General features: G+C 45.9%; 11 protein-coding genes. 6 read left to right on the plus strand and 5 right to left on the minus strand.

All coding sequences use genetic code 11. The features are described from left to right. Nucleotides 1-480: 480 nt before the first annotated feature. On the plus strand, nucleotides 481-1,653 hold the full coding sequence (locus K1X61_09725) for a beta-lactamase family protein (protein MBX7108914.1): 1,173 nt from the start codon (nucleotides 481-483) through the stop codon (nucleotides 1,651-1,653). A 51-nt stretch (nucleotides 1,654-1,704) separates the two neighbouring features. Here K1X61_09725 and K1X61_09730 read toward each other — a convergent pair whose 3' ends face one another. The 5 genes from K1X61_09730 to K1X61_09750 all read right to left on the minus strand — a co-directional run bounded on the left by K1X61_09730 (nucleotide 1,705) and on the right by K1X61_09750 (nucleotide 7,953). Beyond that, a complete protein-coding gene (locus tag K1X61_09730) occupies nucleotides 1,705-2,466 on the minus strand; it encodes a hypothetical protein (GenBank protein MBX7108915.1) in 762 nt (253 codons plus the stop codon). A gap of 93 nt (nucleotides 2,467-2,559) precedes the next feature. Then, a complete protein-coding gene (locus K1X61_09735) occupies nucleotides 2,560-3,522 on the minus strand; it encodes a MoxR family ATPase (GenBank protein MBX7108916.1) in 963 nt (320 codons plus the stop codon). After that, complete coding sequence (locus K1X61_09740; protein MBX7108917.1) at nucleotides 3,522-4,901, minus strand: peptidylprolyl isomerase; 1,380 nt, start codon at nucleotides 4,899-4,901, stop codon at nucleotides 3,522-3,524. Before K1X61_09740 ends, K1X61_09735 begins: the two co-directional genes overlap by 1 nt. Before the next feature lie 86 nt (nucleotides 4,902-4,987). Beyond that, nucleotides 4,988-5,872, minus strand: coding sequence for a hypothetical protein (locus K1X61_09745; protein ID MBX7108918.1), 885 nt, complete (start codon nucleotides 5,870-5,872; stop codon nucleotides 4,988-4,990). Between the two features lie 113 nt (nucleotides 5,873-5,985). Further along, complete coding sequence (locus K1X61_09750; protein ID MBX7108919.1) at nucleotides 5,986-7,953, minus strand: peptidylprolyl isomerase; 1,968 nt, start codon at nucleotides 7,951-7,953, stop codon at nucleotides 5,986-5,988. Between the two features lie 246 nt (nucleotides 7,954-8,199). Between K1X61_09750 and rlmD the strand changes: the two genes are divergently transcribed. From rlmD to K1X61_09775, 5 genes are all read left to right on the plus strand, one after another. Next, complete coding sequence (gene rlmD / locus K1X61_09755) at nucleotides 8,200-9,597, plus strand: 23S rRNA (uracil(1939)-C(5))-methyltransferase RlmD (GenBank protein ID MBX7108920.1); 1,398 nt, start codon at nucleotides 8,200-8,202, stop codon at nucleotides 9,595-9,597. A 498-nt stretch (nucleotides 9,598-10,095) separates the two neighbouring features. Further along, the gene (locus K1X61_09760; GenBank protein ID MBX7108921.1) at nucleotides 10,096-10,317 is read left to right on the plus strand and encodes a hypothetical protein; all 222 of its coding nucleotides are present in this window, start codon (nucleotides 10,096-10,098) and stop codon (nucleotides 10,315-10,317) included. A 45-nt stretch (nucleotides 10,318-10,362) separates the two neighbouring features. Continuing rightward, a complete protein-coding gene (locus K1X61_09765) occupies nucleotides 10,363-12,462 on the plus strand; it encodes a T9SS type A sorting domain-containing protein (protein MBX7108922.1) in 2,100 nt (699 codons plus the stop codon). A gap of 170 nt (nucleotides 12,463-12,632) precedes the next feature. Beyond that, a complete protein-coding gene (locus K1X61_09770; protein MBX7108923.1) occupies nucleotides 12,633-13,001 on the plus strand; it encodes a carboxypeptidase-like regulatory domain-containing protein in 369 nt (122 codons plus the stop codon). Between the two features lie 73 nt (nucleotides 13,002-13,074). After that, nucleotides 13,075-13,905 (plus strand): CDP-alcohol phosphatidyltransferase family protein, encoded by an 831-nt coding sequence (locus K1X61_09775; protein MBX7108924.1) that lies wholly within the window; start codon nucleotides 13,075-13,077, stop codon nucleotides 13,903-13,905. The last annotated feature ends 5 nt before the right edge of the window (nucleotides 13,906-13,910 follow it).

The following is a 13,910-nucleotide window of genomic DNA, read 5'->3' on the forward strand; positions in this document are numbered from 1 at the left end:
CCACAGGGGTTATTAACATTTAAACTTAAGTCACATAAAAATGTTTCAACAATTTTGATTTTCCAAGCAAATTCATACTTTTTATTTCTTGTGAGTAATATTGCCGCTGAAAATGGCTGAAAAAGCTTGATTTTAACCTATGAGCCAGGTTATGAGATCTGCAAGTTATTTCCATGTTGCTCTTTAGTATGATTTGTCTCATAATAAAGCGATTATTAGCACATAGCATATACTCATTTGTTCATTGCCCGCATTCCAACCATCCAGCTTTATTTTGAAAGCAGCATTTTTATTTCCTTGAAGCTAATCAATCTGAACTGCAAGGCAATGCCTGCCGAAGGGAAGTCTTTTTTTGTGTTTCATTATATCCATAAATGCGGTTTATTAAAGTATCGTGCCAGTGAGATTTTTCCATAGATGAATCCCTGCTAATTTGAAATATCTTCGCGTTTTTCCGACATGATTAAAGCGCTCTTATTTTTGAAGACTGTTCATGGTTTCACTGCCATGCTCCTTATACTATCGCTGCTCATTGTTGCATCATCCTGCAATGAGAGTGCCGCCCGTTATCAAAATAAGCAATATGCATGGGAACAAATAGTACCACTGGATGCAACAGACCGACAACTTGCCCACAGGATTGACACATTTTTTCAGCACAAGGCAAAAAGAGGCGGGTTTAACGGCACCGTGCTCGTTGCACAACACGGAAAGATTCTGTACAAGCAGCACTTCGGTTATCTGAATTATCCGCGGAAAATTTTGCTCACCGATAGTTCTGCATTTCAACTTGCTTCTGCCAGCAAGCCATTCACCGCCACAGCTATTCTGCAGTTGCAGGAAAAGGGGCGGTTGCATATTGATGATCCTGTATCTGCGTACATTAAAGACTTCCCCTACGATAGTATTACCATACGTCATCTCCTCAACCACCGTTCGGGTTTGCTCAATTACATCTACTTGTTTGACACGATGAAACTTGATGCGGGCACCTATATCAGTAACCAGGATGTGGTGAACTATTTCATCAGGGATAAGCCGCCGTTGCAATCGGTTCCCGGCCATCATTTTCAATATTGCAATACGAACTACGCTTTACTGGCCCGCTTAGTGGAAATTGCAAGTGGCCAATCATTTGGCAATTACCTGACGGAGCATATTTTCTATCCGGCTCATATGTATCATACTTACCTGAGGGATGTGACCGACACAATGCCGCATCGTAATCAATGTACAGCGTATGAAGGAAGCAGATGGACAGAAGTTGGTGATGTGCCTTACGATGGTGTTGCCGGTGATAAAGGAATCTACACCACCGCCGCTGATCTTTACTTTTTCGACCAGGCTTTAAATCATGGCTTGTTATTAGGACAGGAACTGTTGGATGAAGCCTATAAAGGGTACAGTTTTGAAAAGCCGGGCCGGAAGAACTACGGGCTTGGCTGGCGCCTGAAGGAATTGGATGACAGTTCAACCATCATTTACCATAATGGGTGGTGGCGGGGTTATAATACTTTGTTTGTCCGGATGCCCGGGAAAGAAACCTGCATCATCGTTCTGGCGAATAAATACAACCGTAATGTATATGATATCGCCCCGCTCTATGAAATGCTGGGCATGATGCCTGTTGAAAAGGAAGATACGGAGGAATAGTCCGGTTGGTGACGGAGCATGCCTGCTTGGTGTGTAATGAAGCAACCTTCATCAATAAGAATAGATGTCAAGACGGTCTTTGCGAAGAAGATAAAACCGGTTTTTTTCAATGCTGATATCTTCCACGGCAGCGGTATCAGGCAGTGAAATATTTTTCGATTCCAGTGTTTTAAACTGGTAGGCATGCAAAGCATCTGCTTCGCGAAAATATAACTGGCTGCCACGCACCTGGAATTTGCTGATGTTTTTAAAAGGCAGTTTCTGATAATAGGTGCCGTAAATATCAAATATCAAAATGCCTTCTGCAGGATCGCTCAGGTAGATATATTGATCGTTTTCCTGCATATATACCGGATGAACGGCATGGCCGAGCAGGGAAAACATGTCACCGCTTTCCACAATAATATCGTTGTTCTTATCAATCTTTTTCAGTTTGTAATCCTGGTCGTCAAAAATCCAGATGTTATTGTCATGTGATGAAAAACAGGCAGCACTGTAGCTCTGAATATTGATCTTGCGGAGAGACAGTGCACTGATTTCCGACAGCGTATTGTCGAGTATCACAATCGTGCCATAGTCAGGATATGAAAGCACCAGTTGCATCGGATTGGTGGCGTCTGCAAATGCAAGTCTGCCATACCGGTTTTGATTAAAGGTGGCGAGCAGGTTCCCGGCAGAATCCACCTTTTGTAATTCATTATGCGCGGTGATCAGGTAGCCGTTTTGCAGGTAATCCGTGGTAATAAAGAGAGCATCAGTTTTCACTGATACGAGCAGCATAAAATTCAATACGACCTGAAGCATCGATGGCATGGCACTAAAATAATGCTTGTATGGCTGAACCTTAACAGCGGTCCCGTCAGGCGTGACTTAAACGGGCCGGAGCCAAGAATTTACCGGCAATGATCAGATGATCTTTTTGATGACTTCTTCTATCGTGATTCCTTCTGCTTCCGCTTTGTAGTTGAGGATGATGCGGTGGCGCAGCACCGGTGTTGCCACTGCTTTCACATCTTCGATATCCGGCGAATATTTTCCGTTGATGGCGGCATTGCATTTGGCACCCAACACCAGGAACTGTGAAGCTCGCGGACCTGCTCCCCACGAAACATAATCATTCACCACGGCAGGAGCTTCCTGCTGACCGGGCCGTGTTTTGCGGGCAAGGGCAACGGCGTAGCTGAGCACATTATCGGCAACGGGTATTTTCCTGACCAGTTGCTGGAAGAACTGAATATCGCTGCCGGAAACTATTTTATTCACCGAACGCTGCTGCGAGGAAGTAGTCCCTTTCACCATAGCAATCTCTTCTTCGTTCAGGAGATAATCGAGTTTAATGTTAAACATGAACCGGTCGAGCTGCGCTTCGGGTAAAGGATAAGTTCCTTCCTGCTCTATAGGGTTTTGGGTGGCCAGTACAAAAAATGGCAACGGCAGCGTATGCAGCTGTCCCGCAAACGTCACACTCCGTTCCTGCATGGATTCCAGTAAGGCTGCCTGTGTTTTTGGAGGCGTACGGTTGATTTCATCTGCCAGGATGATATTGGCGAAAATGGGTCCTTTATTAAAATAGAATTGCCGTGACTCATTCATGATCTCCGATCCGATAATGTCAGAAGGCATCAGGTCAGGGGTGAACTGTATCCTTTTGAAGCTGAGGTCAAGCACATCGGCAATGGTTTTTACCAGCAATGTCTTGGCAAGGCCGGGCACACCAACCAACAGGCTGTGACCGTCGCAAAAGACAGAGAGCAGCACGTATTTAACAACATCCCGCTGCCCGACGATGACCTTACTGATCTCTCCCGTGAGTTGGTTGTAACAGGCAGCCAGCCCGTCAATAGCGGCTGCATCGTTCGCATACTTCATTACTGTTGGTTGTTGATCCATCGCTTTATCACCTTACAATTGTGAAATTCCGGAGCCACGAATACATAAGATTTTGCAATCCTGTCTTCCAGCCATTTATTTATCGTATCAACCTGCTTCTGACCTAATGCCATGTCCTGTATCCTGTTATAGTCATCCTTCAGATTCGCCTGATGCGGTTTGATCTTCGATTTCATGTATAGTATGCGATAACCTGTTTCGCCGCGCTCGTTACGAAAAAGCATAGGCCTGGAAATAGCGCCTACCTGCAAGGTATCCGTAGCAGGCACAAGTGTTTGATCATAGTTTCCCAGTTCGCTCACATCAAACTGGTTGGTTCCTGTAGATGGGTTTACCAGCATACCGCCATTTCCTTTTGAATATTCATCTTCACTGAATTTATTGACGGCCTCCGTAAAAGAATACTTTCCGGATTGAATCAGCTCGTAAATGCTATCCATCAGTTTGGCTGCCGTGTTCAGATCAAAAGAAGTTGTTTTCGGGCGGATAAGGATGTGGCGGACATTGATGCGGTCACCACGCCGTTCAATTAGCTGAATGATATGAAAACCGTATGCTGATTCAATGATGCCGGACACTTCGTTGGGCTTCTTTAAACTGAAAGCAGCCGCTTCAAACTCAGGGTCGAGTTCACCGCGATTCACGAAGCCCAGTTCACCACCCCTTTCGGCGCTTCCCGGATCTTCCGAATAAGTGCTTGCCAGTGTTGCGAAATCTTCGCCGTTATTAACCCTGCTCAGCAGATCGGCGATTTTATCTTTGCTGTAAGCACGTACCGCCTCACTCACTTTAGGATAAATGATCAGTTCACCCAGTTCCATGGCTGCATTATAATACGGCAGTGAGTCTTTAGGAATTTTGTTGAAGAAAGTCATTACCTCAGAAGGTGTCACTTTCAGATCGCCGGCAATTTTTGATTTCTCACCGTCAGCCAGAAGGTTTTCACGAACCTGCGGCCGGAACTCATCCTTCATTTCCAGGATGGATTTGCCATAATATTCTTCCAGTTTCTCCACTGATCCGGCAACATTGGCAAAGGTGCGAACCCTCCGGTCGAGTTCATTTTCTACCATTTCATCAGTTACTTCCACGCTGTCAAGAATAGCCTGTGCCACCATGAGTTTTTCTGTCAGCGCTGCATTGAGGAGTTCGCATTTTAAATCAGGCGGTACAGGCGACGTTGCCTGGTAAGTGGTTTGCAGGTATTGCGCTTCAATTTCCGAAAGCAGGATCATGCGGTCGTCCACAATACCGACAATTTTATCGGCAAGAACAGGCTGTGCTTTCAGCAGGTAATTGGATAGCAGCAGCAAAATGAAAAGAGTGGTGCGCACGAATGGTAGAATAGGGTAAATCAATTATTTTCTAAGTCGGCCGGCAGATGTATCACTTTCCTGATAAGGTTAAAAGGCGTAACCCGCAATAACGGCGAAACTACCATTTTTTACCTTGTTGCGTTAACGGATGAGTCAAGGAATGATTCAAAGTCGCTTTTTTTCAAAGCTTCTTCATAGATGCTTTTATGGATTGCGCTGATAAAGGCCAGCTTTCGTTTATTCAGAATGATATTCGTGATCTCTTCCCTGACAAAATTAATCGGGGCATCATTTCCTTTTATCCGGTAGTCATCAAATTTCATGAGGTAAGCAAAACCGGAATCCGGTACTTCAAGATAGCTTCTGTTAAACTGCGCATTATCAAAATTAAATTTAGCGACCGGAAGAAACGCCGTGAGTTCATCCTTATTGTACCAGATGCTGTCAGAAATAGAGTAGCGCACTGCATTTTCAGTGCAAAATCCCCTGAGCTTCGGATAGTTGTCCGGCGTGGTGTTGCGCATCCAGCTTCTCACGGAATCAAGTTGCACCCTAGTGTCCATGCGAAGCATGATGTACTTCACCCTTGAGATACTCTGTTTGAGTTGGAAAGTCTCCTTATGATCCTGGTAATACTGCGCCACTTCTGCTGCATTCACCACGGTATCCAGTTTATCGTTCAGCAATTCCTTCTCATACAAATAAATCAGCAGCGACTCACGGTAATCCTTCATCTGCTCATTTAAAACTCTTTGTTCTTCCGGCAGGTTGTCCTGCGCATACCGGAGCAGCAGGTTGTGCCGTATCCAGCTGTCCACGTAGTTTTTTACCATTTGAATGCTGTCCTCCGGCCGGGCTGCACCTCTGCCTACTCCTTCCAGGTCGGATTGATAAAGAAACTTATCATATACACGGGCGACAGGTTTTTCACCTTCATCAGGATTACTGAAAAAATTGCAGGAGCCTGCTAAGGCCAGCAGAATGATAAGGATGTTAAACTGAAGAACTTTCATGCAGTGCTATAAACTGAATAGCGCAAGGTGTTAACCTTGCGCTATCTCGGTGTATTGATCTTGAAACGTTTGCTGCCGCAGTGGCCGGCTGCGAACAGGCAACTGTGAACGGTTTATTTTTTCACCATCGACTGAAAGACCTGCTCATTAACGGATACAGGATATTTTCTGCGAAGGTCGGTGATCCATGTTTTCTCCAGAGATTCCTGGTAGTCGGCTACTACGTACCCTTTCACTTCGCCCAGAGGTTTGGGTGCGGGTGGGAGCAATTGATTCACTTTAAGAATACGTATGGAAGAATCTGATTTAACCGTATAGGTCTTACCCGCTTCCCATCCCAGCTTTTCAATTTCAGAATCTTTGCCTTTTTCAAACTCTTCAGTCAGGATAGTCAGGTTATCAGGATCTTTCTTGTTTATCTTCGAAAGAATGGTCTCGTTGGCAGTTCCTTTTTCCAGGTATTTTGACAGTTGATCGGCCACAGCCTGATTCTTAGCAGTGAAGGTGGTTACCTGTGCACGTTCCTGTCCCATGTAGTTGGTCTTATGCGCCTCGTAAAATTCTTTGAGTCCCACAGTGTCTTCCACAGCTTTCGTCCATACTTTTTCACTGGCAAGATCGAAGAGCAGAATGCCGTTCATATATTCATCCATCAGGTCGTTGAAAGCGGGATACTTTGCTTCCAGCCGTTCATCTTCATAGGCTGTTACGCTGGCAGCCACATATTGGTCATACAGCTTGTTGTACATGTTGTCAATGCCGCCGAGGTTCATATACTTACGCTGATTCTTCACAATAAAATCAGCGAAGTCATTCTGCCTGAATGGCTTGATGCCGGGTTTGTAATTTGCATCAGCCAGTGCAAACATGGGTGTAACCATGCCGCGGCAGAGGGTATCGCTCCAGTTGCCTTTCAGCAGGCTGGAGTCCATGCGCTGACGCAGCTCATCTTTTGTTCCCGGTATTTCTTTGTACTTATAATCCTTTTTGAGTTTATTGATGAAAGCCTGTTTTGAATACTCCGACCAGGTTCCGTTTTCCACTTTTTTGCGGATGTCATCCTTCATCGATTCGTAGCTGCCCATCGGTTTCTTTTCAATCAGCTTGATAATGTGCCAGCCGAACTTCGTTTGTACCGGCGCAGAGATATCACCGGGATTTTTCAGACTGAATGCGGCATTCTCAAATTCGGCTACCATTTGTCCGGTGCCGAACGGAGACAGTTTGCCGCCATTGGCCGATGAAGTTTTATCCTGCGAAAACTGTTTCACCAGTTCATCCCAGTTTCCGCCGTTCTTAATCACACCTGATAAGGAATCAATCCTGCTCTTCGCCTTTTGCTTGTCTTCATCGGTTGCATTGTTCGGCACCTTAATAAAAAGATGCGCAACGGTAACGGTTCCGCGGGATGGCCGTGTTTCCATTGTCTGAATGAGGTGATAGCCGAAACGGGTACGTACCGGCAAACTGATAGTGCCGGGTTTAGTATTGTACGCCGCGGATTCAAACGGATAGATCACCTGCATGGCTGTAATCCATCCGAGGTCGCCCTTGTTGTCTTTTGCCGTAGGATCACTGGAAGAATCTGCAGCAAGGGTATTAAAGTTCTTCTTTCCGCTTACCAATAACTTTCTCCAGGCGGAAATCTTCTTGTATGCTTTTAAGGTATCGGCAGGGGAAGCATTCGGATCCAGCTTTACGAGGATGTGTTCAACATGCACATCGGTCTGCAGCCGTTTATAGGCTTCGCGGACAACGGCCGTATCATACATGTAAGAGGGCGTCAGTTTGCTGCGGTATGTTTTGAATTCATTCAGCACTGCGGCGGTGGTATCGAGTTTCATATCACGCGCTTCCTTTACTTTCAAACGGAAGTTGATATATAAATCGAGATAGTCGCGTAACGATTTTTCGCTGAAATCAGCTTCGCCGCTTACATTGGTCTTCTGGTACACCTTCACAAATTCATCTTTCGATACTTTCTCATTTCCGATAGTGAACAGGGTGGCGTTTTCAGGAGCTTGTGCATGAGTAAAAAAGGTGGCGAGGAGGAGCGCCATTACGATTAACGTACGTTTCATAAGAGAGGAAATGCTGTTGGTTTGGATTTTTTTTGGAGGACGCAAAGATATTTATTTTTAAGTAATGACCTAATTATCCACAAATGCCGGCTGGCATGATAACCTGTTGCGGTTACAGGGAGAAAGCAGGCGTCATTACAAAGTGAACAATAACTTATTCATGCGGCCTTTATCTGCTGTCAGGTGTCGCACCTTTACCTTGTTTTTACACCAACTGATTGCCTGCCGGCGTACCTTCACCCGCTCATGAATAACAAAGAATCCATTACAATTCAGCTGGCAGTATCCGCCTTTGCGAATGAAGGGAAGTGTATTGCGCACCACGATGGCAAGGTGGTATTCGTAAAAGGTGCCGTGCCCGGTGAATCGGTGAAAGCGCGCATCACCAAAAACAAAAAAGACTGGATGGAAGCCGACGTGGTGGAGATACTGGAACCATCGCCATTGCGGCAACAACCTTTTTGTGTGCACTTTGGGAAATGCGGAGGCTGTCAGTGGCAGCACCTGCAGTACGAAGCACAGCTCCGTTATAAAGAAGCATCGGTGATTGATACGCTGGAGCGAATGGGCAAAGTGGTGATCGGCAAAAAAGATCCGATGGTGGGAGCGCAGCAGAACCGCTATTACCGTAATAAACTGGAATTTACATTCTCCGACCGAGAATGGCTGATAGCTGAAGATTATGCCGCCAAAGGGCAACCACCGCAACCTGCTCTTGGTTTTCATCTGCCCGGCGCTTTTGACAGGGTATTTGATGTTAAATCATGCGACTTGCAACCAGCACTCAGCAACCGTATCAGGCTGGCGGTGAAGCAATACACACTCGACAATCATTATGATTATTTCTACCTGCGGAACCAAAGCGGCTTTATGCGTAACCTGATGATCAGGATGGCATCAACGGGCGAAGTAATGGTGCTGGTGGTTTTTGCACGGCCGGATCAGGCAATGATTGACGGACTCCTGCATTTTTTACACCTGCAGTTTCCGGAGATTACTTCACTGCAATATGTCATCAATCAGAAAAGGAATGATACGATCTATGATCTGCCGGTGATCACTTATGCCGGTGCCGATGTGATTTACGAATGCATCGATGACCTACGGTTCAGGATCAGCGCAAAATCCTTTTTTCAAACCAATACGATGCAGGCAGCGCGGTTATACGCCTGCGTAAAGGAATATGCCGCTTTGAAAGGAGATGAGCTGGTATATGATCTTTACACAGGCACAGGCAGCATTGCACTGTACCTGGCACGGTCTTGCAGAAAGGTGGTCGGTATAGAACAGGTTGAACAGGCCATTGAAGATGCCAAAGCAAATGCATTGCTCAACAATATCAGTAATGTATCATTTTATGTTGCAGACATTGCAAAAATTCCGGGTCAGCCATTTCATTTGCAAAATGGCGTGCCGGATGTGGTGATCACAGATCCACCAAGGGCAGGTATGCATCATGCTGTTGTAGCTGAATTGCTGCAAATGGCGCCCGATCGCATTGTTTATGTGAGTTGTAATGTAACAACACAGGCTCGTGATCTTAGTCTTTTGAATACTGCGTATTCGATTGAATGTATCCGGCCGTTTGATCTGTTCCCGCATACCAAGCATGTCGAAAATGTAGCATTGCTCCAAAAACGATAAGCACCGTTTAAAATACGGATGCGGTGGAAGCCGGAGCGTTGGCTATGGCAACCGTATCATTTTGCGGACACAGTCATAAACGCTCGCCTTGAAATGAAAAGACACATTCCCCGGTGTATAAAAAATCCGCGATATCAGGAGTTGATTTAATATCCTATTCGCTTCTGTTCAGCCACTTAAAATTCCGCTGCTAAAAAAATAACTGCATCCCCGGCTTCAATAATTATTAGCCCGATTATTGCTGACTGCTGCGGTTTGTCGTGCCAGGGGCGGAAGAAGTTTTCTTGTTTTAAGTATTTAATTAATATCTAATAAGTTAATGCTGACAGCAGTCATAGACCTGTTCAATGGATAAGTTTGTCCGGATGAGCGGATAATCGACCGTACAGTTTTGCAGTAATTGTTTGCAGGATGAAAAATGCCGGCAGGATTGATACAGATACATTGAACCATCGAACTCCAGATCCCTGGGACCATCATAACGTAAAACACAGCAGTATGAATAGCCATTTGTTTTTTTCAGGGAAAGAAGGGCACGGTGATGCACAAAACGGATCAGCCGTTGTCGTTGCCGGCACTATTCATTCTGCTTCATTCATGCCTGATGTTATGCAACAGGAAGTTGCGGTAAAACTAGATCTGCCGGCTGCAGGCACTGTCGCATGGAAGCTGGCACAGCATATTTCCTGTCAGCGGTTCAGAAGGCAATTACAGGAATAAAATACCTAACGATAACTACACACTCAACCAACCAAACCAATGCCAATGACTTTTACTGCTACGCACTATCTAAGAAAATTTAGTTATGCTTTAATCCTTTTAATCCCCATTTCATTATGCCATGTTGCATCATCCTTTGGCGCGATTGTTACCGACCTGAAAGCAACGTATCGCAATGGCCAGGTCTTTCTTACCTGGACCAACCCGGCGGGATCGCAGTTTCAATACAACATTTACCGGAGCACCGCCAAGTTTACAACCAGCAGTCAGCTTGTTACATCCAAGTTGATGGGATTTGTACGGGATAATTCATCGCAAAATATTCAGCTTTCGGCAGACCTGCCCGGCGATGTATATTATAAAATTGAAGATACGGGCCTGCCGCTGAGCAGCACGCAGGGCTTGTATGTGATAACCTGTACCGATAACCTGCCATTCTTTTATGCGGTAACGGTTACCGATCTTACCACATCCGTAGAGTCAAAAACGGTTACGGTGGGAAAGAACAGCCTATCTGCAGCAGTGAGCGAGACCGTAGCGAAACCAAGGCCGGTATTTCAGCAAACTGTTACTGCACCGGGCAATGAATTCAAAGACTACTACACACAATTTGTAAATAACCAGGAAACGGCGTTGTATCCTGCCATGAACAGCATCGGTTCATTTGGTTTCAATTTTTACCTGACCAAAAGAGGTAGCGCCACATCCTATCCGCTGATTGTGGTTTATGAAGGATCGGGTGCCGCCATCACATCCGGCGCAGGGCTGGATGGTGATATCACCAATTGTTATGTAATGGGCGTTTATGACTGGCTGCCGTTGCCAAACGGAACATCCGTGGGTATTGGCGACGGAACGTACTTTGCAGGCTACCATGAAAATTTCAACATCTATACGGATCAGAATCCGATTCCTGTTGCCGGCACGGTTAAGATGTATTGTCAGCGGCGGTATATAGAAGCCATCCGCTGGGCGAAGAAATATTTCCCGATTGACTCCACACGTGTTTATACAAAAGGTGTTTCCGCCAGCGGCTATGGCGCATTGCTTACGGGCATCTTTTTCCCGGATGAGATCAGTGCTGTATATGCCACGGTAGAGCCCATGTTTGTAAAACCCGTTGGCTCCAAAGGAGAATTGTATGAAGAGATGTGGGGCGCAAGCAGCAGCAACCTGAACTCCGACATAACAGATCCGGCGACAGGTGCACCCTTATCCGTATACCAGGCATTGGATGCACGCACAATGGTGAACCTCAAAGAAAATTTCAACCTGCCACTCCTGTTTGATGTGCATGGCAAAAAGGATGTAACCATCACCTGGTCGAGTAAAATTATTTCTTGGTTTGATTCCCTCGAATCGAATCACGTCGGCGGCGTTTTCTATTGGGATCAGCGCAATCATGGCGGCGACGGAAAAAATTTTCTGCCGGATGAAACCACACCCGATTTTTTCAGGTACCGCTCCAACAAAGCTTACCCGGCCTTTTCCAATTGCTCAGTGAACCAGGATCCGGGCAATGGTTCGCCATCATCGGGTGCTAAATACGGTGCTATTAATGGTTATCTCGACTGGGACGACAGCATCACCGACAATATCTGCGACTTCACCATCAATGTTTCCGTAAAGGATTTTTATGTAGGTGGTGTGCTTGATCCGGAACAATACAATTCCTGTTCAACGGATATTACGTTTCGCCGGATGCAGAATTTTAATCCGGCATCCGGGCAAACCATTAAGTGGAAAAACTTTGATGCATCAAATACCAAGATACAGAGCGGGAGTTTTATTTATACCGGCGGGCTGCTCACCATACAGGGGCTGACGGTGAACAAAACAGGCAACAGGATCGAACTGAAGATTGCAAACTGTAATAAGGCAGGAAAGGAAACCGACGAATGGACTTCACCGTCACGTGCCACATTCACGCATTCAGCTCAAGGTTATTCCATGGAGTTAATGTCGGCAGAACAGGGCAAAGGCTGGATTTACCTATACGATCTGACTGGAAGAATCGTCAGCCGCCAGCCGATCAGCTTTTCAGCGGGCATCAACAATTTTGATATTGCATCGCCCGGCAATGGTATCTTCCTGGTTAGTGTTCAGACACCTGCATGGACACAAACGGTAAAATTGTTTTTCTGAAGACCATGATAACATTCGATGCAACAGCCAGCCTCACAATAAGGCAATTGATGGCATGATTTATTTAATGGAAAACACAGCGGTTTTGCAGCACAGATTTATTTTGGATAGTGTTGCCGCTTCCTGTAACTTCACAGCAACCGTACTTTCTTTCAGTAAAGCGGTGAACCATGTCGTTGCCATTAAAAATATGGTTGTTCGTGCTGCTGCTGCATCTGCATGCATGTCAGTCTAACAGCAATGTAATTCAGGGAAAAGTGACTTATATCAACGACACTTCACGGCTTGAGGTGCCTGCCGGCGATGTCACGGTTTATCTGTATCAGTCCATCGTGCAATTCCAGGATCATCCTTCCGCCTTTGATAAATCTGCCACAACCGGATCGTCGGGTTATTATTCATTGTTTCCCCTGCAGGACGGCCCCTATTATGTGTATGCTGAAAAACTTGATACAAATGGAGCCGTACTGTATGCCACCGGTTCATCCGCCAATGTGGACGGGCATGAGACTAAGATTCTCGATCTGCTCCTCCATTAGTCAGGCGGTACACAGCGCACTTCATTTCTGATTCTGAGAATACGCGAGTATCTTCGCCGTCACCTAATTGTAAATGTCACAGCCGGTTTTTGTCCGTCACATTCCGAATATGTTCACCCTCGGCAACCTGTTGCTTGGTTGTTTGGGTGTCCTCTTTGCGTTCAACGATCACATCTTCCCGATAGAACTGAAAGAGCTCGATCCGTCGGGCAGCAACCTCGCCGTTATTTTCGGATATAATAACCGGCTTCACCTTTCATCGTTTATGATTTTTGGAGCCGCGGTACTCGATTTCTTCGATGGCTTTCTCGCACGGCTGCTGAAAGTCCATTCACCGATTGGCGCGCAGCTGGATTCACTGGCCGACGCAGTCACCTTTGGCGTGTTACCTACCTGCATCTATTATCAATTGCTGGGCGGTGCCTGGCAGCTGCAACCCGATGCATTGAATATTCCGATAGCTTACCAGTTACCATCGCTGCTGGTGGCGCTCTGTGCTGTTTACCGGCTGGCAAAATTCAATGTAGATGAAAGGCAGCATACAGGATTCATCGGCCTGGCTACACCGGCCAATGCATTGTTTGCCGCAGCTCTGCCGCTGATGGTTTTCACGAATGCCTTTCACCTGGCACCTTACATCCTGAACCCATGGTATCTGTATGCTGCCATCGCTTTATTTTCCTGGCTGATGGTAGCGGAAATACCCATGTTTGCACTGAAACCAAAATCATACGGCTGGAAGGGAAATGAAGTACTGCTGATTTTCCTGGCCGTCAGCATCTTGCTGATCATCGTATTAAAATATGCAGGCATTGCAGCGGTGATATTGCTGTATATCGCCATTTGCCTGGCACAATATTTTTTTGTGAAAAGAAAAGATCCATCGATTAAAACAGACTACTGAAAACG

The organism is Chitinophagales bacterium, from assembly GCA_019694975.1.
In the GTDB taxonomy this organism is placed as follows: Bacteria; Bacteroidota; Bacteroidia; order Chitinophagales; family UBA10324; genus JACCZZ01.

What these genes read in the sequence shown, in the direction of transcription:
- K1X61_09750 (MBX7108919.1), bottom strand. Translation starts at nt 7,953, where the DNA reads ATGAAACGTACGTTAATCGTAATGGCGCTCCTCCTCGCCACCTTTTTT.
- K1X61_09745 (MBX7108918.1), bottom strand. Translation starts at nt 5,872, where the DNA reads ATGAAAGTTCTTCAGTTTAACATCCTTATCATTCTGCTGGCCTTAGCA.
- K1X61_09760 (MBX7108921.1), top strand. Translation starts at nt 10,096, where the DNA reads ATGAATAGCCATTTGTTTTTTTCAGGGAAAGAAGGGCACGGTGATGCA.
- K1X61_09735 (MBX7108916.1), bottom strand. Translation starts at nt 3,522, where the DNA reads ATGAAGTATGCGAACGATGCAGCCGCTATTGACGGGCTGGCTGCCTGT.
- K1X61_09775 (MBX7108924.1), top strand. Translation starts at nt 13,075, where the DNA reads ATGTCACAGCCGGTTTTTGTCCGTCACATTCCGAATATGTTCACCCTC.
- K1X61_09730 (MBX7108915.1), bottom strand. Translation starts at nt 2,466, where the DNA reads ATGCCATCGATGCTTCAGGTCGTATTGAATTTTATGCTGCTCGTATCA.
- rlmD (MBX7108920.1), top strand. Translation starts at nt 8,200, where the DNA reads ATGAATAACAAAGAATCCATTACAATTCAGCTGGCAGTATCCGCCTTT.
- K1X61_09765 (MBX7108922.1), top strand. Translation starts at nt 10,363, where the DNA reads ATGACTTTTACTGCTACGCACTATCTAAGAAAATTTAGTTATGCTTTA.
- K1X61_09770 (MBX7108923.1), top strand. Translation starts at nt 12,633, where the DNA reads ATGTCGTTGCCATTAAAAATATGGTTGTTCGTGCTGCTGCTGCATCTG.